The organism is Streptococcus mitis (genome assembly GCF_003943905.1).
Taxonomy (GTDB): Bacteria; Bacillota; Bacilli; order Lactobacillales; family Streptococcaceae; genus Streptococcus; species Streptococcus mitis_BC.
On sequence record NZ_RJNS01000003.1, the window covers coordinates 93652 to 115711 of the forward strand.

General features: G+C 41.9%; 13 protein-coding genes and 2 pseudogenes. 5 read left to right on the forward strand and 10 right to left on the reverse strand.

The annotated features are described in order from the left end of the window. Position 1: 1 nt before the first annotated feature. The 3 genes from D8854_RS06310 to D8854_RS06320 are packed head-to-tail and all read right to left on the reverse strand — an operon-like array spanning position 2 to position 1773. Entirely contained in the window at positions 2–322 is a 321-nt protein-coding gene (locus D8854_RS06310) for a TfoX/Sxy family protein (RefSeq protein ID WP_084946287.1), read from the reverse strand. A 33-nt stretch (positions 323–355) separates the two neighbouring features. After that, positions 356–1090, reverse strand: a complete 735-nt coding sequence (locus D8854_RS06315; RefSeq protein ID WP_125450243.1) for an amino acid ABC transporter ATP-binding protein — start codon at positions 1088–1090, stop codon at positions 356–358. Continuing rightward, a complete protein-coding gene (locus tag D8854_RS06320; RefSeq protein ID WP_125450244.1) occupies positions 1090–1773 on the reverse strand; it encodes an amino acid ABC transporter permease in 684 nt (227 codons plus the stop codon). Before D8854_RS06320 ends, D8854_RS06315 begins: the two co-directional genes overlap by 1 nt. 190 nt (positions 1774–1963) lie before the next feature. Between D8854_RS06320 and D8854_RS06325 the strand changes: the two genes are divergently transcribed. From D8854_RS06325 to D8854_RS06340, 4 genes are all read left to right on the forward strand, one after another. Next, positions 1964–2194 (forward strand): DUF1797 family protein, encoded by a 231-nt coding sequence (locus tag D8854_RS06325; RefSeq protein ID WP_000443579.1) that lies wholly within the window; start codon positions 1964–1966, stop codon positions 2192–2194. Positions 2195–2430: 236 nt separating this feature from the next. Continuing rightward, on the forward strand, positions 2431–4689 hold the full coding sequence (locus tag D8854_RS06330; protein ID WP_125450245.1) for an ATP-dependent Clp protease ATP-binding subunit: 2259 nt from the start codon (positions 2431–2433) through the stop codon (positions 4687–4689). Between the two features lie 130 nt (positions 4690–4819). Beyond that, positions 4820–5272 carry an NUDIX hydrolase gene (locus D8854_RS06335; RefSeq protein WP_125450246.1) on the forward strand — a complete coding sequence of 151 codons (453 nt, stop codon included), beginning with the start codon at positions 4820–4822 and terminating at the stop codon, positions 5270–5272. A 58-nt stretch (positions 5273–5330) separates the two neighbouring features. Continuing rightward, complete coding sequence (locus D8854_RS06340; RefSeq protein WP_000767205.1) at positions 5331–5630, forward strand: DUF1827 family protein; 300 nt, start codon at positions 5331–5333, stop codon at positions 5628–5630. A 71-nt stretch (positions 5631–5701) separates the two neighbouring features. Here D8854_RS06340 and metK read toward each other — a convergent pair whose 3' ends face one another. The 6 genes and pseudogenes from metK to D8854_RS06370 form a co-directional block, all read right to left on the reverse strand. Continuing rightward, positions 5702–6892, reverse strand: coding sequence for a methionine adenosyltransferase (gene metK / locus D8854_RS06345; RefSeq protein WP_057488581.1), 1191 nt, complete (start codon positions 6890–6892; stop codon positions 5702–5704). A 180-nt stretch (positions 6893–7072) separates the two neighbouring features. After that, positions 7073–8416, reverse strand: a complete 1344-nt coding sequence (locus tag D8854_RS06350; RefSeq protein WP_125450247.1) for a DEAD/DEAH box helicase — start codon at positions 8414–8416, stop codon at positions 7073–7075. A 274-nt stretch (positions 8417–8690) separates the two neighbouring features. After that, the gene (locus D8854_RS06355; protein WP_125450248.1) at positions 8691–15212 is read right to left on the reverse strand and encodes an SHIRT domain-containing protein; all 6522 of its coding nucleotides are present in this window, start codon (positions 15210–15212) and stop codon (positions 8691–8693) included. Between the two features lie 205 nt (positions 15213–15417). Beyond that, complete coding sequence (locus D8854_RS06360) at positions 15418–16233, reverse strand: endonuclease/exonuclease/phosphatase family protein (RefSeq protein ID WP_125450249.1); 816 nt, start codon at positions 16231–16233, stop codon at positions 15418–15420. 51 nt (positions 16234–16284) lie between these two features. Next, entirely contained in the window at positions 16285–18471 is a 2187-nt protein-coding gene (locus D8854_RS06365) for a PTS transporter subunit IIBC (RefSeq protein WP_125450250.1), read from the reverse strand. A gap of 130 nt (positions 18472–18601) precedes the next feature. Next, positions 18602–19210 (reverse strand): annotated as a pseudogene (locus D8854_RS06370) (IS30 family transposase). A gap of 302 nt (positions 19211–19512) precedes the next feature. Between D8854_RS06370 and D8854_RS06375 the strand changes: the two are divergent. Continuing rightward, positions 19513–20711 (forward strand): annotated as a pseudogene (locus tag D8854_RS06375) (transposase). Between the two features lie 35 nt (positions 20712–20746). Here the strand turns inward: D8854_RS06375 and der are convergent. Further along, positions 20747–22057, reverse strand: a complete 1311-nt coding sequence (gene der, locus D8854_RS06380; protein WP_001207684.1) for a ribosome biogenesis GTPase Der — start codon at positions 22055–22057, stop codon at positions 20747–20749. Between the last annotated feature and the right edge of the window lie 3 nt (positions 22058–22060).

The window sequence follows — 22060 nt, forward strand, 5'->3', positions numbered from 1 at the left end:
ATCATGCTTTCTTTTTGACCTTGGGAGCAGGCAAAACTTCGTACATATCCTTGATTAGTCTCGCTAGAAATAACTTGTCTTCAAGGTCTTCTAGTAAAATCATCTCTTTGGCTCCTTCATAAGGACGTTCAAGCCTAGTCTGTCCCAGTTGATCCAAAACCACCTTCACAGGCTTCAATAACAAACGATTATCATAGATTCCCCCAATAATCTTCCCACGATAATAAAGGATATACTCTCCCATCATTGAACGATAACTCATCTCCTCTAACTCCGATAGCTGATCGAGAATAAAGGCTAAATATTCCTTACTTGAAGCCATGATTTCTACTCCACTTCTTCTAAAAATGAGGTCTTACAAAACCTTACTCAAAAAATCCTTGGTCCGTTGTTCTTTTGTTTGATCGAAAATCTCTTCTGGCCTTCCATCTTCGACAACAACCCCATCCGCCACAAAGATAACACGGTCTGCTACCTCACGCGCAAAGCCCATTTCATGAGTCACAATCACCATGGTCATCCCCGACTTAGCAAGGTCTTGCATAACAGCTAGAACTTCCCCAACCATCTCAGGGTCTAGGGCTGAAGTCGGTTCATCAAAGAGCAAAACGTCTGGCTCCATTGCCAGTCCACGTGCGATAGCAATCCGTTGTTGCTGGCCACCTGACAAACTCTGTGGATAGGCCGTCGCCTTATCTGGTAGGCCGACTTTTTCTAGCAGTTCTTGTGCTCTTTTCTCCGCAACTTCCTTGCTTTCACCTTTGGTTTTGATTGGAGACAGGGTGATGTTTTCCATCACCGTCATATTTGGAAAGAGGTTGAATTGTTGGAATACCATGCCCATCTTTTCACGCATAGCAAAAAGATCATTCTTCTTATCCGTAATATCGACTCCTTCAAAGATAACCTTTCCCTTACTTGCTTCTTCGAGCAGATTCATCGAACGAAGAAGGGTTGATTTCCCGCTCCCTGACGGACCGATAATTACCACAACTTCTCCTCGTTTAATCTCAAGATTGATGCCTTTTAAAACTTCATTCTTCCCAAAAGACTTATGCAAGCCTTCAATTTTAATCAAGGTTTCTATCATTATTTTTTGTCTCCTTGTCCAATGTAATTTTCAAATGCCTTCAAAGCCACTGTCAAAACAGAGGTCATAATCAAATAGTAACAGGCTGCAAATAAAAGAGGCGTTAAAGGTAGATAGGTCGTCGTTGCTACCGTTGTAGCTCCATTCCAAAGTTCCATGACTCCGATTGTTGACAAAAGCGAACTATCCTTGATAATGGTGATAAATTCATTTCCCAATGCTGGAAGAATATTTTTGATTGCCTGTGGCAAAATGACATAGCGCATGGCATTTTTAGGACGAATCCCAAGAGAGTATGCGGCCTCTAACTGACCTTTAGAAACCGCATTGATCCCCGCACGAACAGTTTCTGAAACGTAAGCTCCACTGTTCATCGAGATAATCAGAATACCAGGAATCAAACGAGAAAGATCAACTCCTAAAATTCCCACTTGAATAGTCGGAGCATTGATATGCATAAGAGCAAAGGCAATCATAATCTGAACCATCATCGGTGTTCCTCGGAAAATCCATACATAGATATTCGCAAACCAGACAAGAGGTTTAAAACGTGAGCGTTGAGCAAAGGCCAATAAGACACCTAGAATGGTACCGAAAAAGACTACCAGAATTGAAATCACTACAGTGATAAGAGCTCCGTAATTAAAATAAGGTAAATACTTTGGTAAAAAGGAAAAATTCATATAAACTCAGCTTTCTAAACATTAGTTTGTATGATTATAACATATCTTGAATTAAAATTCAATATTTTTTCACTGATTTTCACCAATAATTTTATGCAAAAGAGAAATAGCGAGAAATCTTAGTTTTTTCTAGTCAAGTCCCCGTGGTTTATGGTAAAATAGTAACGATAAGAAATGGAGGAGAATCATAATGGAATCACATTTGGTTAGAATCATCAACCGCCTAGAAGCTATGACAAAAGATGGCGGAAATCTAAAACGTAATTTTGAACGTGAAGGAGTTGTTGTTGCAGAAGTTGCATACAGCTATGACGAAGAAAACGGATCACTCTTCACCCTTCGCGATGTTGAAGCACGTGAAACTTATACCTTTGATAGCATTGATTTGATTGCAATGGAGATCTACGAACTCCTTTACTAGTATAAAAACAACGGGCAGTAAGGCCCGATGAATGAGAATCCTTTTTGTCACCACAAATGGGATTTTTTTTACCTTCAATGTCGCTGGATTCTCCATAAATCCTTCTTTTAAAAACGACCACTTCCCAATCTTTTTACTTGCTTTACACCTTAATCATGCTATAATGAGAGTATAAAACTTTGACTATTCTTGACCTTTTTCTTAGGCCAAGAATAAGAATGAAATGAGGTAGATGTATGCTCTGTCAAAACTGTAAAATAAACGACTCAACAATTCATCTGTATACCAATATCAATGGACAGCAAAAACAAATTGATCTCTGTCAAAATTGCTATAAAATTATCAAAACAGACCCAAACAATACCCTCTTTAAGGGAATGACTGACTTAAATAATCATGACTTTGATCCTTTCGGAGACTTTTTCAATGATTTGAACAATTTCAAACCTTCTTCTAATAACGTCCCTCCCACTCAATCAGGTGATGGTCACGGTGGAAATGGGGGTTATGGGCCTCAAAACCGCGGTCCACTTCAAACACCTCCTAGCCAAGAAAGAGGGCTCCTAGAGGAATATGGTATCAACATTACTGAGATTGCTCGTCGGGGAGATATTGACCCTGTTATCGGTCGTGACGAAGAGATTATCCGTGTCATCGAGATTCTCAACCGTCGAACCAAGAACAATCCTGTCCTCATCGGAGAACCAGGTGTTGGTAAAACAGCCGTTGTCGAAGGCCTGGCTCAAAAAATTGTCGATGGCGATGTTCCCCATAAACTCCAAGGCAAGCAAGTTATCCGTTTGGATGTGGTCAGTCTAGTTCAAGGAACGGGTATTCGAGGCCAATTTGAAGAGCGTATGCAAAAGCTCATGGAAGAAATTCGCAAACGCGAGGATATCATCCTCTTTATCGATGAAATCCATGAAATTGTTGGTGCAGGATCTGCTGGCGATGGCAATATGGATGCAGGAAATATCCTCAAACCTGCCCTTGCCCGTGGTGAATTGCAACTGGTCGGTGCCACTACTCTCAATGAATACCGTATCATTGAAAAAGATGCTGCTCTAGAGCGCCGTATGCAGCCTGTCAAGGTAGATGAACCAACTGTCGAAGAAACCATTACCATCCTCAAAGGGATTCAAAAGAAATACGAAGACTACCATCACGTCAAGTACACAGACGCTGCTATTGAAGCTGCTGCAAATCTTTCCAACCGCTACATCCAAGACCGCTTCTTACCTGACAAGGCTATTGATCTGTTGGATGAAGCCGGTTCTAAGATGAATCTGACACTGAACTTTGTTGATCCTAAAGTGATTGATCAGCGCTTAATTGAGGCTGAAAATCTCAAGGCTCAAGCTACACGAGAGGAAGACTTTGAAAAGGCTGCCTATTTCCGCGATCAGATTGCCAAGTACAAGGAAATGCAAAAGAACAAGGTGACCGATCAGGATACTCCAATCATCAGCGAGAAAACCATTGAACATATCATTGAGCAGAAAACTAATATCCCTGTCGGAGAACTCAAAGAAAAAGAACAGTCTCAGCTTATCCATCTAGCAGACGACCTCAAAGCTCATATCATTGGTCAAGATGAAGCTGTTGATAAGATTGCCAAGGCCATCCGTCGTAATCGAGTTGGGCTTGGAACTCCTAACCGGCCAATCGGAAGCTTCCTCTTTGTCGGACCAACTGGTGTCGGTAAGACAGAACTTTCCAAACAACTAGCCATTGAGCTCTTTGGCTCTGCTGACAGCATGATTCGCTTTGACATGAGCGAATACATGGAAAAACACAGTGTGGCTAAATTAGTCGGTTCCCCTCCAGGCTATGTAGGCTATGATGAAGCTGGTCAACTGACTGAAAAGGTTCGTCGCAATCCTTACTCACTCATCCTTCTCGATGAAGTTGAAAAAGCCCACCCAGATGTGATGCACATGTTCCTTCAAGTCTTGGACGATGGTCGTTTGACTGATGGGCAAGGACGCACAGTTAGCTTTAAGGATGCTATCATTATCATGACCTCCAATGCTGGTACGGGTAAGACCGAAGCCAGTGTTGGTTTTGGGGCAGCTCGTGAAGGCCGAACCAACTCTGTTCTCGGTGAACTCGGCAACTTCTTTAGTCCTGAGTTTATGAACCGTTTTGACGGCATCATCGAATTTAAACCTCTCAGCAAGGACAACCTTCTCCAAATCGTCGAACTCATGCTAGCAGATGTCAACAAACGCCTCTCTAGCAACAATATCCACCTCGATGTGACAGACAAGGTCAAGGAAAAGTTGGTTGACTTGGGATATGATCCAAAAATGGGTGCACGCCCACTCCGCCGTACTATTCAAGACTATATCGAGGATGCTATCACAGACTACTACCTTGAAAATTCGAGTGAAAAAGACCTCAAGGCAGTCATGACAAGCAATGGCAAGATTCAAATCAAATCTGCCAAGAAAAGTGAGAAAGCAGAAGAGAATACTTCTGAAAAAGAAGAATAAAACGATCTAACAGGTGCAGGAAGTCTATCATTTTCTGCACTTTTTTTACTAAAATAACTGTTTATTCTTGACAGCTAGCTCCTTGTCCATTATGATAATAATAAAGATACTAGAGAATGAGGAAAATGTAATGGCAAACCCAACTTTTGGTGAAAAAAAAGAGAATGTGACCTACCAGCCCCGCTATGGTGTGTACGCAGTTATTCCGGATACGGAGAAAAAACAAATTGTCTTAGTCCAAGCTCCCAATGGTGCTTGGTTCTTGCCAGGTGGAGAGATTGAAGCGGGCGAAGATCATCAAGGAGCACTGAAGAGAGAACTAATCGAAGAACTTGGCTTTACAGCTGAAATCGGAACCTATTATGGACAAGCTGATGAGTATTTCTACTCTCGCCACCGTGATACCTACTACTACAACCCAGCTTATCTCTATGAAGCTATTTCTTTCCAAGAAGTACAAAAACCATTGGAAGATTTTAATCATATTGCTTGGTTTCCTATTGATGAAGCAATTGAAAAACTCAAACGTGGTAGCCATAAATGGGGAATAGAAGCTTGGAAAATTCAGCATAGAATTGACTAAAATACACGATTTTATCCAAAAAGTGCTATAATAGAGTTAGAAAATCGGAGGAACTGTTATGAAGCTTATCAATACGACAAATTCACACTCGCAACTTGTTAAAAGCCAATTAGAAAGCACAGACGCAACTCTTGTCGAGGTCTATTCTGCTGGAAATACAGATGTAGTTTTCACACAAGCCCCGCTTCACTATGAAATCCTCATTTCCAACAAACACCGAGCTATTCGTGAACCTGAAATCGAAACCATCCAAGACTTCTTCTTGAAACGTAAAATCGATAAAGGAAGCATTGATGAAGCCAATATCAAAACCCTCTATTCGGATAAATTGATTGAGATTTCAATCCCTATAAAATAAGAAGACCAACTTAAAAGCTGGTCTTCACTTACAAAAAAGATTGGTAGTTGTGTACTACCAATCTTTTAATTTTATTTCACCGCTTCTTTCAAAGCCTCTACCTTGTCTAAACGTTCCCATGGAAGGTCAATATCTGTACGTCCCATGTGACCATATGCCGCTGTTTGACGGTAAATTGGACGTTTAAGATCCAGCATTTGGATAATTCCTGCAGGGCGAAGATCAAAGATTTGACGCGCTGCTTTTTCAAGCTTGCTTTCAGCTACTGTTCCTGTACCGAAAGTATCGATACGAACAGAAACAGGCTGTGCCACACCGATGGCATAGGCCAATTGCACTTCTACTTTCTTAGCAAGACCTGCTGCCACGATATTCTTGGCAATGTAGCGAGCTGCATAAGAGGCTGAACGGTCCACCTTCGTCGCATCCTTACCAGAGAAGGCACCACCACCATGGCGAGAGTAGCCACCATAAGTGTCCACAATAATCTTACGGCCAGTCAAACCTGAGTCTCCTTGAGGTCCACCGATTACGAAACGACCAGTCGGATTGATAAAGAATTTTGTTTGCTCATCCAAGTAAGAAGCCGGAATAACTTCTTTGATGACCTTGTCAATCACATCTTGATGGATTTGTTCATTAGTAGCTTCTGGATCGTGCTGAGTTGAAATAACGACTGTGTCCACACGTACTGGACGGTCATTTTCATCGTACTCAACTGTAACTTGTGATTTGGCATCTGGGCGAAGATAACTGATTTCACCAGACTTACGAAGTTCTGCCAAACGACGAACTAACTTGTGGCTGAGTGAGATTGGTAATGGCATGAGTTCTTCTGTTTCATCCACTGCAAATCCAAACATGAGACCTTGATCTCCAGCTCCGATCAAATCAAGCGGATCTTGATCTGCATTCCCACGGACTTCTAAGGCTTCGTTAACACCTTGGGCAATATCTGGTGACTGCTCAACAAGCGACGGATGAACTCCAACTGTTTCCGCAGAAAAACCATATTCTGCATTCGTATAGCCAATCTCTGCAATGGTATCACGAACCACACGGTTGATATCCACATAGGCATTTGTAGAAATTTCACCAAAAACATGGACGGAACCAGTATAGACAGCTGTCTCAGCAGCAACGTGCGCCTCTGGATCCTTAGCTAAAATAGCATCCAAAATTGCATCTGAAATTTGGTCTGCAATCTTATCTGGATGCCCCTCAGATACAGATTCAGACGTGAATAATTTACGTTCTGACATAAAAATGTCCCCCCTTAAAAAATATTGTTATAGAGTTACAAAGTACTGATAGAAATTCCTACCATCTTATCGGGACTATATAACCTTATCATTATATCACTTTTTACTCATTTTTGCATTCTTTTCGATGATTTATAAAATGAAGTTACAAAAAGGAGCCATTCAGCTCCAATTTTGTTCTTAGAAAGTTTGGCGTTTGGCTTTACGCTCTGCACGGCCACGAGCACGATTTTCAGCACGCTTGGTTTTGCGGCGTTTTTCATCCACCGCCCATTGAATCTTCTTCTTATAGCCTGGTTTGACTTTTTTCTTTTTCTTTTTAACCAAGCCAATCATTTCAATATCAAGCTTATCCTGCTTCTTTTCACGATTAGCACGACGATCACGGTCATAGGTATCTTGAAACTCTCCATCTTTTACCATCTTAGGAGTAAACTTAATCCCTAATTTTTCCAACTCACGGATATCCGAGTCATCACTTGGCTGGTAAAGGGTAATAGCTGTACCGGGTAGGCCATTGCGTCCAGTTCGTCCAACACGGTGTACAAAGAAGGACAAGTCTTGCGGAATGGCATCATTGATAACATGGCTGACACCTTCAATGTCAATTCCACGCGCTGCCAAGTCTGTTGCGACAATGTACTCAAAATCAAGATTCTTCACCTGATTCATAATCCGCTTGCGCTCTCGAGGTGCAATATCTCCATGAATCTTAGCCACCTTCAATCCTTGAGCAGTCAAGTATGCATGCAATTCATCTGCCCGCGTCTTGGTATTCACAAAAATCATTGCTAGATAAGGCTGCATAACTTGAGTCAATTCATAAATCTGAGCATTCTTGTCACGGCCCTTGGTCGAAATCAACCAGTTATCAATGGTATCTGAGATAACTGTCTTAGTCTTGATTCTTTCCATGACAGGATTTGACAAGTATTTTTTCAAGAACGGTTGTAATTTTTGTGGAATAGTTGCTGAAAAGACCATGAATTGCAAGTCTTTTGGAAGGCTCCCTGCAATCTTATCGACTGTCTCTAAGAATCCCATATCCAAGGTCATATCGGCTTCATCGACGACAAAGGTCTTAGCCTTGTGAATAGCCAAATCACCAGATTTGACCAAGTCATAGATGCGACCTGGCGTTCCGATAACGATATGTGGTTGGTTACTGGCAAGTTTTTCAATCTGACGCGCCTTATCCGTACCACCCACATAATTAACCACACGAACTTCGACATCTGAGTGAGCTGCAATCTGACGAGCTGCTTGGTAAATCTGAGTAGCTAACTCACGACTTGGAGCCGTAATCACTGCTTGCACACTATCGCTCTTTTCATCCAATTGCTGGAAAATTGGTAACAAGAAAGTATGGGTCTTTCCTGAACCTGTTTTTGATTCCCCAACCAAGTCGCGACCTGCCAAGACAATAGGAATTAACTTATCTTGAACCTCTGTTGGAGTTGTAAATTTCAACTCCTCCAAAGCCTTTTCTATATAGTTTTTAAACTGAAATTTCGTAAATGACATACTATCCTCGATTCTATTCATCTAACCATTATACCATATTTTGAACATTTTCAGTAGTCCGACTCATCTGACCTATCACAAGGCTCTCAATTTCTCCAAATACCTCTCTTATACTAAAAATCACACATTTGCTTTCTATCCAAAATGCAAAAAGAGAAGACCAAATTGGTCTTCTCTCAGCCTTAAAGCTTGCAACTCAGATTGATTTGTCAAACAGTCAAACAGTTGCTTAAGAATCTTGTAAAAGTCGAAAGCTTCTAGATAAAATTAGTGCTTAATCATCTTTCCGCTTGCGACCAAGAAGCAACGCTGCTAGACCTGCAAGAAGAGAGCTAGTCATTAGTCCAGTGAGTGAAAGTGGTGCAGTGCTACCCGTATTTGGCAATGTAGCTTGTTTTGCTTTTTCTCCTGCTGGACTTTGAGCTGGTGGATTCTCTTCAGGTTTTCTTGGTTGTTCTGGTTGATGTCTATTTGCCTGATTATTATCAGCCCCCTGCTCTCCTCCTGGATTAACTGGTGGAACTGGATTTGGTTGAGGTGCTGGTTGTGGCGTTGGTGCCGGCTGTGGTTGTGGACTAGGATCTTGCTTAGCTTCAAAGACCCACTTACCGACGAAGGTTAGATTTGCCCCCTCTTCCACTTCTTGGTAACCTAAGAATGTCCATGTACCATTTGCAACAGCAACTTCTACAGGCATCGGTGCTTCTGGAACGAAAGCAATCGCTGCAGAAGAACTTGTAGTATATGTTCCACTTTGTGGAAGTAAGCTCAATACTTCTGCTGGCAAGTTGTTGTCTGCGGTTGCACTTTCGAAGCGATAAGTCACTTGATAGGTTTCAGTTACCGGTGCAGGTAAAACATTAACTGGTACAGGAACTTCAGTAGAAGAACCATCTGGATAATCAACTCGTACCTTACCTGTGTAAGTTCCTGGTTTTGTTATGTCAATTTGACCCACAGGTGTGATATCTACTACCTTAGTGCCAGCTGGAAGGCTTGTCAAGTTCTTCACATTATCGGTCAAGTCAGGTGTTTCTCCAACCTTGATAGTTTCTTCCGTTACTTGAGGCGTATAAGTTTCAGCATTTGTCGGATTCGCCTTGAATTCCCACTTACCTACAAACTCTACATCAGACTTGTTGACAACGGCGCTAGCTGCGTCATAGCCCTTGAAGGTCCATGTGCCGTCGTTCACTGCGTCGGTGTAAGTGGTTTGGGATGGTTGTTGAGCGGAAACAGGGTTACCATTCACATATGTTGCACTGTCGCTTGGAAGCAGCGTTGCGATACCTGCTGGAAGAGCTTTTCCTGATGTGGCGCTCTCGAAGCGGTAGCTTGCTTGGTACTTGTTGGCTTCAAAGGTCCAATTACCTACAAACTCAACATTGGACTTGTTGACAACGGCGCTAGTTGCGTCGTAACCCTTGAAGGTCCAAGTGCCGTCGTTCACAGTATCTGTGTAGGTCGCTTGCGCTGGTTGTTTAGCGGAAACAGAGTTACCGTTCTCATAAGTTGCACTGTCGCTTGGTGTTAATGCTGCGATAGCTGCTGGAAGTTGCTTACCTGCTGTTGCGCTCTCGAAGCGATAAGTCGCTTGGTACTTGTTAGCTTCAAAGGTCCATTTACCGACGAAGGATACATTAGCCTTGTTGACAACGGCGCTAGCTGCGTCGTAACCCTTGAAGGTCCATGTGCCATCGTTCACAGTATCTGTGTAGGTCGCTTGCACTGGTTGTTGAGCGGAAACAGAGGCACCATTCACATATGTTGCACTGTCGCTTGGGGTCAAGGCTGCGATGGCTGCTGGAAGAGCTTTACTTGTTCCTTCGCTCTCGAAGCGGTAAGTCGCTTGGTACTTGTTGGCTTCAAAGGTCCATTTACCTACAAACTCTACATCAGCCTTGTTCACGACTGCATTTTCTGCATCGTAGCCCTTGAAGGTCCAGGTGCCGTCATTCACAGTATCTGTGTAGGTCGTTTGAGATGGTTGTTGAGCGGAAACAGAGGCACCATTCACATATCTTGCACTGTCGCTTGGAGTCAATGCTGCGATAGCTACTGGAAGAGCTTTTCCTGATGTGGCGCTCTCGAAGCGGTAACTTGCTTGATACTTGTTAGCTTCAAAGGCCCAGTTACCTACAAACTCTACATTAGCCTTGTTGACAACGGCGCTAGCTGCGTCATAGCCCTTGAAGGTCCATGTGCCGTCGTTCACAGTATCTGTGTAAGTGGTTTGGGATGGTTGTTGAGCGGAAACAGTGTCACCATTCACATATCTTGCACTGTCGCTTGGAAGTAGTGTTGCAATGCCTGCCGGAAGAGCTTTTCCTGATGTGGCGCTCTCGAAGCGGTAGCTTGCTTGGTACTTGTTGGCTTCAAAGGTCCAGTTACCTACAAACCCAACATTGGACTTGTTGACAACGGCGCTAGCTGCGTCATAGCCCTTGAAGGTCCATGTGCCGTCGTTCACTGCGTCGGTGTAAGTGGTTTGGGATGGTTGTTTAGCGGAAACAGAGGCATCATTCACATATGTTGCACTGTCGCTTGGAAGTAGTGTTGCAATGCCTGCTGGAAGTTGCTTGCCTGCTGTTGCACTTGCGAAACTGTAAGTAGCTTGATACTTATTAGCTTCAAAGGCCCAGTTACCTACAAACTCTACATTGGACTTGTTGACAACGGTGCTAGCTGCGTCATAGCCCTTGAAGGTCCAGATGCCGTCGTTCACACTATCTGTGTATGTGGTTTGAGATGGTTGTTGAGCGGAAACAGAGTCCCCATTCACATAAGTTGCACTGTCACTTGGAAGCAGCGTTGCGATACCTGCTGGAAGTTGCTTACCTGCTGTTGCACTTGCGAAACTGTAAGTAGCTTGGTACTTGTTAGCTTCAAAGGCCCATTTACCTACAAACTCCACATCGGACTTGTTGATAACGACGCTAGCTGCGTCGTAACCCTTGAAGGTCCATGTGCCGTCGTTCACTGCGTCGGTGTAAGTGGTTTGGGATGGTTGTTTAGCAGAAACAGAGTCTCCATTCACATATCTTGCACTGTCGCTTGGAATCAAAGCGGTGATTTCCGCTGGAAGAGCTTTACCTGCTGTCGCACTTGCGAAACTGTAAGTAGCTTGGTACTTGTTAGCTTCAAACTTCCACTTACCTGTGAAAGTCAAATCAGCTTTTTTCACAATCTTACTTTTGGCATCGTAACCAACGAAAGTCCAGGTACCATCGTTCATATCATCTTTGTAAGTCGTTTTAGTCAACTCTTCTGGTACAACTTTTTGCATGTTGTAATAGCTTGAGCTGTCTTTTGGTGCTTTCTTCTGGATAAATTCAGGCAAATCAACACCAGATGTAACACTTACAAAAGTATAGCTTACATGATGCGGTCTAGGCGTTACTTCCCAGATACCTGTAAATGTCACACGCTTGCCATTATACGTCGCATTCTTCTGATCGTAACCTTTGAAGGTCCAGACATAGTCTTTTTCTTCTTCAACTACTGATTCTTTAGCAGGTTGTTTGGCTACAATGGTGTCACCAACCTTATAAGAAGCTTCATCATTTGGAAGCATTCCCAAAATACTTTGTGGTAATGGAACACCCGCTTTAGATGATTTGAATACATATTCTGGGTTTGGAGTAGGTACCCAGCTTCCAAGGAAAGTCTGTCTGCCTTCTGCTACAACGATTTTTTCTTTATCGTATCCTGCAAATGTCCAAGTCACTTTATTTGCTGTATCAACATAAGTCGTTTGACTTGGTTGTTCAGCCAGAATTTCCTTAGGATATAACTTGTAATCATAAGGATTTTTCGGAGTCAACTTGGTGATATGATCTGGTAGTGCAAAAGCAGGATTGGTTGATTGGAACTGATAGTCTACACCATTTGGCGTAAAGCTCCAAGATCCTGTGATGGTCTTCACTTTCGTACCTGCAATAGCTTTTCCGTATTTATCCGCATCAAAACCATGGAAAGTCCAAGTACCAGTTGGAACAGTTACTGTGGTTGTGTCAAGTTTGCTTGCATCTTTGTAATCGTCAGCTCGTGCAACGAAATCAGTGCCAGCTGGAAGCATGTCACGAATCTTGTTTGGAAGAGGATAAGCAGGAGTCAAGTTAGTAAATTTATACTCCACTCTGTAGATTGTATCAGACTGATCAGTAGGAACCAAAATCCATCTTCCTCTAAAGATAACGTCTCCTGTCCCTACTGTTTTCACACGTGGAGAAATAGTCGTATTATCATCTTCATAGTAGTCATCAAATACCCAAGTTCCTCTGCCATCTGGATCCTCAATTCTTGTTTTAGACGGCATTTTAACGCGAGCTTTTTCACCCTTGACAAATTCTCTTTCATAAGTGATTAGATCAAACAAAGTTGATGGTGGATAGAGCTCTTGACCAGAATCATCTTTTGAATCTGTATAGAAGTCATAGTAAACACTATGCTTGGTCGGTTCAAATTTCCAATGAACAGTGTAGGTAGAATCCTCATCGTCAGCTGGTTTCTCAACGTCCTCCTTTCGCTGAGGAATCTGCTGAGGAACCCATATACCATCATTTTCTGTATCATTGTATTGATACAAATAGCCAATAGCATTATAGACATTGTCAGAATACTCTTTCGGAGAAGTCGTGATAGAAGCTGGAATTTGCGCCTTCAAATCATCTGGAATAGCCTTCCCTGGGGTATCACTGACAAAGTCAAAGGAAACAATCTTATCTCTGTGTGGTGCGAAAGACCATTTACCTGTAAAGAGAACTTTATCTTGATTAACTACCTTGCTATTAGCGTCATAGCCATCAAATTTCCAAGTACCCTCGTTATCAAAGTCCATGTAGGTCGTCTCACGTGGATATTCCGCAAATACAGTTTCGCCATTTTTGTAAGTATTTGTATTACTTGGCGTCAAGGCCTTAACTGCAGCTGGTAGAGATCGACTAGGATCTGAGCTAACAAATTCATAGTTTTCTGAGTACTTATCCGCTACAAAAGTCCAAGTACCTGTAAACTTAAGGTTCCATCCTTTATGATCCCACTCACTTACTGGTTTTTTAGTAAAATCGTAGCCTGTAAAGGTCCAGGTACCCTTGTTAACTGCATCATAGTAGGACTCTTGAGTCGGTCTAACAGACTCAACCATCTCACCTTTCGGGTATTGCTTTCTCTTTGCATACTCCCATTCAGGCATATCTACCGGCTTCAGATTATTGATCTCAGCAGGTAGTGCTTTGCCAGCAGTCCCACTGAGAAACTCGTAAGTCGGTTTCCGAGGAACCCCTTTAAATACAAACTCCAATGGTATTGTAACTTTTGGTATTTCCCCATATGTAGCCGCCCGCTCTAGTTCACGACTGAAGGTTAAATCTACTACATCTTCCTCAAAGGTCCAATTTCCTTCATTTTCCGCATCATAAAAGGGTTTGTAGAGATTTTGGGCTTCATCGTAGCGAAGCAAAGCTGCTAGCGTATCCAGTATATTTTTAGGTAAATGCTCATCACGTTTATCAAACTGATTGAGAGAAAGCTTGTAATCGTATAGCTTACTTTCTAGATCTTTTATCTCCTTAGGAAGAGGTAATTTATATTCGTCACGTGAGGTCTTAGGACTACTTGGTAAATTATAAAAATTCTCAAAATCGTACTGGTTCATAGGCTTGTAGGATACAGTGACATCCTCAAAGTATTTCCAAGTTCCTACGAACTCCACATCACCATTATTTACCACTTTACTTGGAGCATCAAAGCCAGTCAAAGCCCAGTAACCTTTTCGGTTAGGAAATTCTTCTGAAGTATAAAAAACCCAGTGAAATTCTTGTGCTTTTACTACTTCACCCTCAGCAAATCTTCTTTTATCTTCTGGACTCCAGTTTGCAACATAAGGTGGCGGAGTTTTTCCAGGTGAACCATTAACCGCTCTATAGGTAGCCTTGTATGGTGTTGGTGTATACTCCCACTTCCCTGTGAAGAAAACATCATCTTTATCAATCACCTGGCTATCATAGTCATAGCCCTTAAAGGTCCATCTACCACTTCCATCATTCTCTATATAAGTTGTTTCAGTTGGCTGGATGGCCTTTACTTTATCGCCTTTTTTGTAGATTTTTGTGTCTTCTGGCTTCAAGTAGTTCAGAGCAAGCGGAGTTGTTTTTCCTGGTGTAGCACTTTCAAACTCATAAAGTGCCGAACGAGGAGTCTTATCCTTGTCTGGGATGACTTTCGGATTTTTATCACGAAGACCTGAGTTGACAAAAGTCACTAGATTGCGATAAACCTTATCAATTTCTTCTTGCTTTGTTGCAGTTTGAAGCACACCATCGGCAGCTGTCATTACACCATTCAAGATTTCTAGACTATCGTCTGTCTTACTTGAAAAGTCCTTGCTACGCAACTCTTTGAGGTAGTTCTCCAAAGTGCTCTTGTTTAGACTTGCATTTGCTGAAGCTGGTTGAGCAGTGGCTGCAGCTGGCTGGCTTGTGCCTGTAGCTGGCTGAGCATTTTTAAAAACAGTCGAATCTGTCGCTTGACTTGTCTCTGTCGCAGCAGGTGCAGCAGACTTCAAAGCAACTTGGCTTTCTTTCTGGGATTCTGCTTGCTCTGTTGCAGAAGAGACCACCGAGACCTGATTCTCTGCTTTATTCTCCACTTGTTCAGTAGCCGTAAGCTCATCAGCTTGAGCTACTTGAGCGACTCCAAGCGCCGCAGGCGCAAACAAAAATCCAATCGCAAGGGACACAGTAGCAACTGACAATTTGCGGATTGAATATTTTATCTTTCTATCCTGAAAAAACATTCCAGTCCTCCTTTTATTTCATTATTTTCATTCTATCATAAATAGTTAATATTAGCGATTTTTTTTGACCGTAAATTTTTAAAAACTTATTTGTGGATATTTCCTCATAATATACAAATATACAAAAAAACTCCTTCTCCAAAATAGTAATTATAGGGATTTTTGTAAAAAAATGAAAGGAATCGCTTCCTTTCATTTTTTGCTTTTATTTCCAATTTAATACCGCGTTCAAACCATAATGATCGCTGACTTGCGGACTATTCTGACCATCAAAAACTACATGCAAGCTTTCTACTTCTAACTCTTTCGTTGTAAAGACATAGTCAATTCGAAGCGGTTCAGAGTTGCCTTTCCAACCATCAATTTCTGGTGGAACTGTATAGCTACCGCTTCTCTCTTTAGCAACTTCAAAAGCATCTTGTAACTCTAGAGGACTAGCTAGAATGGCTTGGTAGCCTTCCTGACCAGCTGGGTTATTGAAATCACCAGCTAAAATCAGAGGTTTGTTCAAACCTTTCAGCACAGCCTCAAATCGTGCCCATTCCTCCTGGAAACCTTTATCCCACCAAGAAAGATGGACACTTGCAAGAGCAAGCTCCTTCCCTTCAACTTCTGTCTCTGCCAAGGCGACACGGCGAGTATGGTAGTCAGTTGGATCATCCACATCTGAAACTAAAATCTCACGTGCTTGAATAGGTGTTTTAGATAAGATTGCCACACCTTCATGGTAGCGGTCATAGCCGATATGATTGTAAGCCCAAGTCCAGTAGTAGGTCCTCTCCTTCTCAGCCAACTTTTCAACCAAAAGTCTCACATAGTGGTCTTGATGAATGGGTTCTGCCGCTGGTAAAGCTTGATAAAGATGATCAACCTCCGCTTCTGGAGAAGTAATTTCTTGATTGATTTCTTGGAAACAAATCAAATCATAGTCTTTTTCAAGAATATCCTGGAGCAAGAGCTGGAATTTTTCCTCTGCTTCCTTCTCCATCCAACTGTGGGTATTGAGTGTTAAAAATTTCATGCTTTTCTCCTAAAACAAGAGGTTGGAAAACAGCTTCCAACCTCAAGTATATTACAATTCTACTTTAGCAACTGCTGTTTTAGCTGCAAGAGAACCAGTTTGTTCTAATTTAACAGATTTGAGAACATCTCCATTTGTAAAGACAACCACTGTTGAAGTTTCACGACCTGCTGCACGGATAGCATCCAAGTCAGCTGTAACAAGAAGATCACCAGCAGCAACCTTTTGTCCTTCAGAAACGTGAACTGTGAATGGTTTTCCTTCAAGGCTTACAGTATCCAAACCGATGTGAACAAGTACTTCAAGACCTGCTTCAGTCACAAGACCAAGAGCATGTTTTGTAGGGAAGATACTTGATACAGTACCTGTAACTGGAGATACGATATTTCCATTTGCTGGTTCTACCGCAAATCCGTCACCCATCATTTTTTGAGCAAAAACTGGGTCTTTCACTTGTTCCAAGGCAATGACTTGACCATCAGCTACTGAGTAAACTTCCTCAGTTACACCCTTGAAATGTACAGTATTTTGTTGAGCTTCCGTCATTTGGCTTGGAAGAGTTTCAGGAATTACTTCACCTGAGTCAAGGATATCTTGGATATCAGATTTCAATACGTCAGCTTTTGGTCCGTAGATAGCTTGGACACCTTGTCCTTTCATGACAAGTCCCATAGCGCCTTCTGCTTTCCATTGTTCCTCAGTACCAACACGATCTGCATCTTTAACAGTTACACGAAGACGAGTCATACATGCATCCACATCAACGATGTTTGCACGTCCACCAAGAAGGTTAATGATATTTACAGCTTGAGAAGCAGCTGCAACTTTTGTTTCACCTGAAGCAGCTCCTTCTGAAGCTCCTTCAGCAGTTTCATAGTTTCCGTTACGTCCTGGGGTTGCATAGTTGAATTTTTGAATCATGAAGTTTGCGATAAAGTACATGATTACAGCAAAGAGAACAGTTACCCAGATAAAGTTAACGATATCCATACCAATACCAGCATTAATTGCTAGTGGTGTACGAGTCAAGAATTCAATTGAACCGAATGAGTGGACACGAAGGTGAACAATATCTGCCATAGCAAAGGCAGCACCTTGAACTACTGCATAAACAAGGTAAAGCGGTGTTGCGATGAACATGAACATATACTCGATTGGTTCAGTAACCCCTGTCAAGAATGTTGCAAGAGCTGTCGCAATCATCATACCTTTATATTGATGTTTCTTATCAGCATCGACATTACGGTAGATAGCCACGATCACACCCATCAAAATACCGAATGAACCGATCATTTGTCCAACTTTGAAACGAGCTGGGTGAACAGTATCTAACAATTGTTGGTAGTGACTTGCATCTGTACCTTTAAGGTTAACAAGGTCTGTTACCCATGCAAGCCATAGTGGGTCTTGACCAAATACTTGAGTACCTTTAGCTGCACCAGTTAAAATGTCATAAGTACCACCAAGAGCTGTGTAGTTCATTGGGATAGTCAACATATGGTGAAGACCAAATGGCAAGAGCAAACGTTCCAAAGTACCATACAAGAATGGTGCGAGAACTGGCGCAGTTTCTTGAGAGTTGGCAATCCAAATACCAAAGTTATTGATACCTGTTTGAACTACTGGCCAGAAAGCTGCAAGTACAATTGCTGCAATAGCTGAACGAAGAATAACAACAAACGGTACAAAACGTTTCCCGTTGAAGAATGAAAGTGCGTCTGGAAGTTTACGGTAGTTGTAGTATTTGTTATAGGCAGTTGCCCCTACAAAACCTGAGATAATCCCTACGAATACACCCATGTTAAGGGCTGGTGCTTCAAGAACACTGATAAAGTAATCAGCAACTTTGATTGAACCACCAAAGAAAGTAGTTACCATAGCATCTGGATTTTTCAACATATCGCCTGATACACCAAAGATTGTACCAGTGATACGGTTAATCAAGATGAAGGCAAGACCAGCGGCGAAAGCACCACCAGCGCGCTCTTTAGCCCAGCTTCCTCCAATAGCGAGGGCAAACAAAATATGAAGGTTACCGATAACCCCCCAACCAATTTGCTCTAGTACGCCACCAGTAATAACTAGGGGAGCAAGGTTTGGGTCAATCATTGCAAGTGACTTACCGATTGAAATCATCAATCCAGCGGCTGGCATAACCGCGATAACCACCATCAAAGCCTTACCGAATTTCTGCCAAAACTCGAAAGACAAGACATTTTTGAATGTAGCTTTCATCATTCAAATCTCCTTTATTTTATTTAGGCAAACGTTTTACGAAAACGTTTGCACTTGTTTATAACTTAATTATACCACTTTATTTTTTTTTGTAAAGGCTTTTATAAAAAAAATTTCCGTTTTTCTTAAATTTTTATACAAGGCTAAATTTCAAGTTCAAGTTAGCCAGCAAGCAGTCTTCTCTGGGCGACTTGTAGTCCAAGCATTTTTTAGGATAGTTATTGATCCAGTTTTCGATGGAGGCGACTTCTTTGGAAGTCGTTTTCTTGGTTCCTTTAGGTAACTATCTACGAATGAGCCTGTTGTGATTCTCATTGGTTCCCCTTTCCCAAGAGGCATAGGGGTGTGCATAGTAGATATGTTCCTTAGAAAACACATCAGATAAGCGGTTGAATTCGGCTCCATTATCTGCCGTGATGGAAAGAATCTTGTGTTGTCTTAAGATAAGTTTTAGAGCCTGATTGACAGACTCAGCGATTTTATTTGGAATTGATCGAATGATTTGGTGTCTGCTCCTTTGATCCGTCAAGGCCAGTAGACAGTAGTTTTTCGCTTTGAAACATCCCTTTCCAATACATTGTAGGACTGTACCACGCTTGATTTCATTGTGGATGGTCTGAGGAGCTTTTCCAAGTAGAGAGGCGATTTCTCTATTTGATTTTCCTTCTAATTTCCATCGTTCGATTAAGCGACGACTATGGATTGTCAAGTGTTTAGCTTTTGTAGTATAATTGATTTGCATCTCTGTGCCTTTCTTGTGTTTGTGGTGAACAACAAGTATAACACAGAGGTGTTTTCTTATGCCTATAACTAGATTTCATTTAACAACATAGACTAGTTGAACCAGCTCATTTTTAGGAAAGTTGGCTGACTAACTTCATTATAGAACTTTCAATTTTTATACAAGCGCTAAAAGAAGAAGCTCTATAATATTTGTAATGGGTAAATCCACTATAGATATTATGGAGCCTATTTTGTTGTAGAAAAAAAGTCCCATATGACCTATAATGAAAAGCGACTAAACAACTCATTAGAAAGATTCATATGGAACCATTACATTTTATCATAAAACTACTCGATATTAAAGACCCTAATATCCAGATTCTAGATATCATCAATATGGATACTCACAAGGAAATCACTGAAGAAATATGATTTTCAAAAACCGTCTAAGATTCCTTCCCCTGAAACGACTGGCATGCCTACTAGAATTCTCCTTAAAAACGCCGTTTAAAGTGCTATCATTGCTCAAAAACTAGTTGAAAAAACTTCTATGACCGATATCGCTCACCAGCTTTCCATTTCAACTTCAACCGTCATTCGCAAGCTCAATGACTCTCACTTTAAACATGACTTTAGCCGACTTCCAGAGATTATGTCTTGGGATGTTGAAACAGTCAGGGGAGTGACTGTTTCAATCGGGAGATGAAGATGAGCTTTATTGCGCAAGATTTTGACAAGCTTAATATCATCACCGTTCTTGAAGGCAGGACACAAGCTGTCATCCGAAATCACTTTCTTCGATACGATCGAGCTGTTCGTTGTCAAGTGAAAATCATTACAATGGATTTGTTTAGCCCTTACTATGGCTTAGCTAAACGACTTCGCTTTCGAATTTCTAAGCTCAGGCTGAAACAGTCTACCAGACTGTTTCACTCCCAAATGCAAAAATTGTACTTGATCGCTTTCACATTGTGCAACGCTTAAGCCGTGCTATGAGCCGTGTGCGGGTCTAAATCATGAACCAATTCGATAGAAAATCCCATGAATACAAGGCTATCAAGCGCTACTGGAAGCTCATTCAACAGGATAGTCGTAAATTGAGTGATAAGCGTTTTTATCGCCCTACTTTTCGCATGCACTTGACGAATAAAGAAATTCTAGACAAGCTTTTGAGCTATTCAGAAGATTTGAAACACCACTATAAGCTCTACCAGCTCTTGCTTTTTCACTTCCAGAATAAGGAACCTGACAAATTTTTCGGACTCATTGAGGACAATCTAAAGCTGGTTCATCCTCTTTTTCAGACTGTCTTAAAAACCTTCCTCAAGGACAAAGAGAAAATCGTCAACGCCCTCCAATTACCCTATTCCAACGCAAAATTGGAAGCGACTAATAATCTCATTAAACTTATCAAACGAAATGCCTTTGGTTTTCGGAATTTTGAAAACTTCAATAAAAGAATTTTCATCGCTCTCAACATCAAAAGAGAAAGGACGAAATTCGTCCTTTCTCGATCTTAGCTGACTTCAACCCACTACAGTTGACAAAGAGTCGTTTATTTCCGCTTTCTTGCGATGAGATGAATCGGTGTTCCTTCAAAGACAAAGGCCTTGCGAATTTGATTTTCCAAGAAACGCAGGTAAGAGAAGTGCATGAGTTCTTCTTCATTGACAAAGATGACAAAGGTTGGTGGCTTGGTTGCCACTTGCGTTGCGTAGAAGATTTTGAGGCGTTTTCCTTTGTCTGTCGGTGTTGGATTGATAGCAATGGCATCCATAATCACATCGTTCAAGACAGCTGAAGGGATACGGGTGTTTTGACTCTCGCTGATTTGCTTGATCATCTCAGGCAGTTTGTGGAGACGCTGCTTGGTAAGAGCTGAAACAAAGACAATCGGCGCATAAGGCAGATATTGGAACTGCTCACGGATATCTTCTTCCCATTTCTTCATGGTGTGGTTGTCTTTCTCAAGAGTATCCCACTTATTGACCACGATGATCATTCCTTTACCCGCTTCGTGGGCGAAACCTGCGATACGCTTGTCATACTCGCGAATACCTTCTTCTGCATTGAGCACCATTAAGACTACATCTGAACGGTCAATGGCACGCATAGCACGCATGACAGAGTATTTCTCCGTATTTTCGTAGACTTTACCAGACTTACGCATACCAGCTGTATCAATCATGGTAAACTCTTGGCCATCCGCATCTGTAAAATGGGTATCAATAGCATCACGAGTTGTACCAGCAACGGGACTGGCAATCACACGATCTTCTCCCAAGATAGCATTGATCAAACTTGATTTTCCAACGTTTGGACGGCCAATCAAGCTAAATTTGATCACATCTGGATTTTCTTCTTCGACTTCGTGTGGCAGATTTTCCACGATGGCATCCAGCACATCCCCTGTCCCGATACCGTGGACAGACGAAATTGGTAACGGTTCGCCCAAGCCTAGTGCATAGAAATCAAAGATATCATTTCGCATTTCAGGATTGTCAACCTTGTTAACCGCAAGAATAACAGGTTTATGGGTTTTATAAAGTTTACGGGCTACGTACTCGTCCGCATCTGTGATCCCTTCTTTCCCAGACACCACAAAGACGATGACATCGGCTTCTTCCATGGCAATTTCTGCCTGGTGCTTGATTTGCTCCATAAAGGGAGCATCGACATCGTCAATCCCTCCAGTATCAATCATACTAAAGGAACGATTGAGCCACTCACCCGTTGCATAGATACGGTCACGTGTCACACCCTCGACATCTTCTACGATTGAGATCCGCTCACCAGCGATTCGATTAAATAGGGTTGATTTCCCAACATTGGGACGTCCCACAATGGCAATAGTTGGTAAGGCCATGTT

Excerpts from the sequence above, each read along its gene's own strand:
- D8854_RS06355 (WP_125450248.1), bottom strand. The coding sequence starts at position 15,212 with ATGTTTTTTCAGGATAGAAAGATAAAATATTCAATCCGCAAATTGTCA.
- D8854_RS06310 (WP_084946287.1), bottom strand. The coding sequence starts at position 322 with ATGGCTTCAAGTAAGGAATATTTAGCCTTTATTCTCGATCAGCTATCG.
- D8854_RS06315 (WP_125450243.1), bottom strand. The coding sequence starts at position 1,090 with ATGATAGAAACCTTGATTAAAATTGAAGGCTTGCATAAGTCTTTTGGG.
- D8854_RS06360 (WP_125450249.1), bottom strand. The coding sequence starts at position 16,233 with ATGAAATTTTTAACACTCAATACCCACAGTTGGATGGAGAAGGAAGCA.
- D8854_RS06350 (WP_125450247.1), bottom strand. The coding sequence starts at position 8,416 with ATGTCATTTACGAAATTTCAGTTTAAAAACTATATAGAAAAGGCTTTG.
- D8854_RS06340 (WP_000767205.1), top strand. The coding sequence starts at position 5,331 with ATGAAGCTTATCAATACGACAAATTCACACTCGCAACTTGTTAAAAGC.
- D8854_RS06335 (WP_125450246.1), top strand. The coding sequence starts at position 4,820 with ATGGCAAACCCAACTTTTGGTGAAAAAAAAGAGAATGTGACCTACCAG.
- metK (WP_057488581.1), bottom strand. The coding sequence starts at position 6,892 with ATGTCAGAACGTAAATTATTCACGTCTGAATCTGTATCTGAGGGGCAT.
- D8854_RS06325 (WP_000443579.1), top strand. The coding sequence starts at position 1,964 with ATGGAATCACATTTGGTTAGAATCATCAACCGCCTAGAAGCTATGACA.
- D8854_RS06330 (WP_125450245.1), top strand. The coding sequence starts at position 2,431 with ATGCTCTGTCAAAACTGTAAAATAAACGACTCAACAATTCATCTGTAT.
- D8854_RS06320 (WP_125450244.1), bottom strand. The coding sequence starts at position 1,773 with ATGAATTTTTCCTTTTTACCAAAGTATTTACCTTATTTTAATTACGGA.
- der (WP_001207684.1), bottom strand. The coding sequence starts at position 22,057 with ATGGCCTTACCAACTATTGCCATTGTGGGACGTCCCAATGTTGGGAAA.
- D8854_RS06365 (WP_125450250.1), bottom strand. The coding sequence starts at position 18,471 with ATGATGAAAGCTACATTCAAAAATGTCTTGTCTTTCGAGTTTTGGCAG.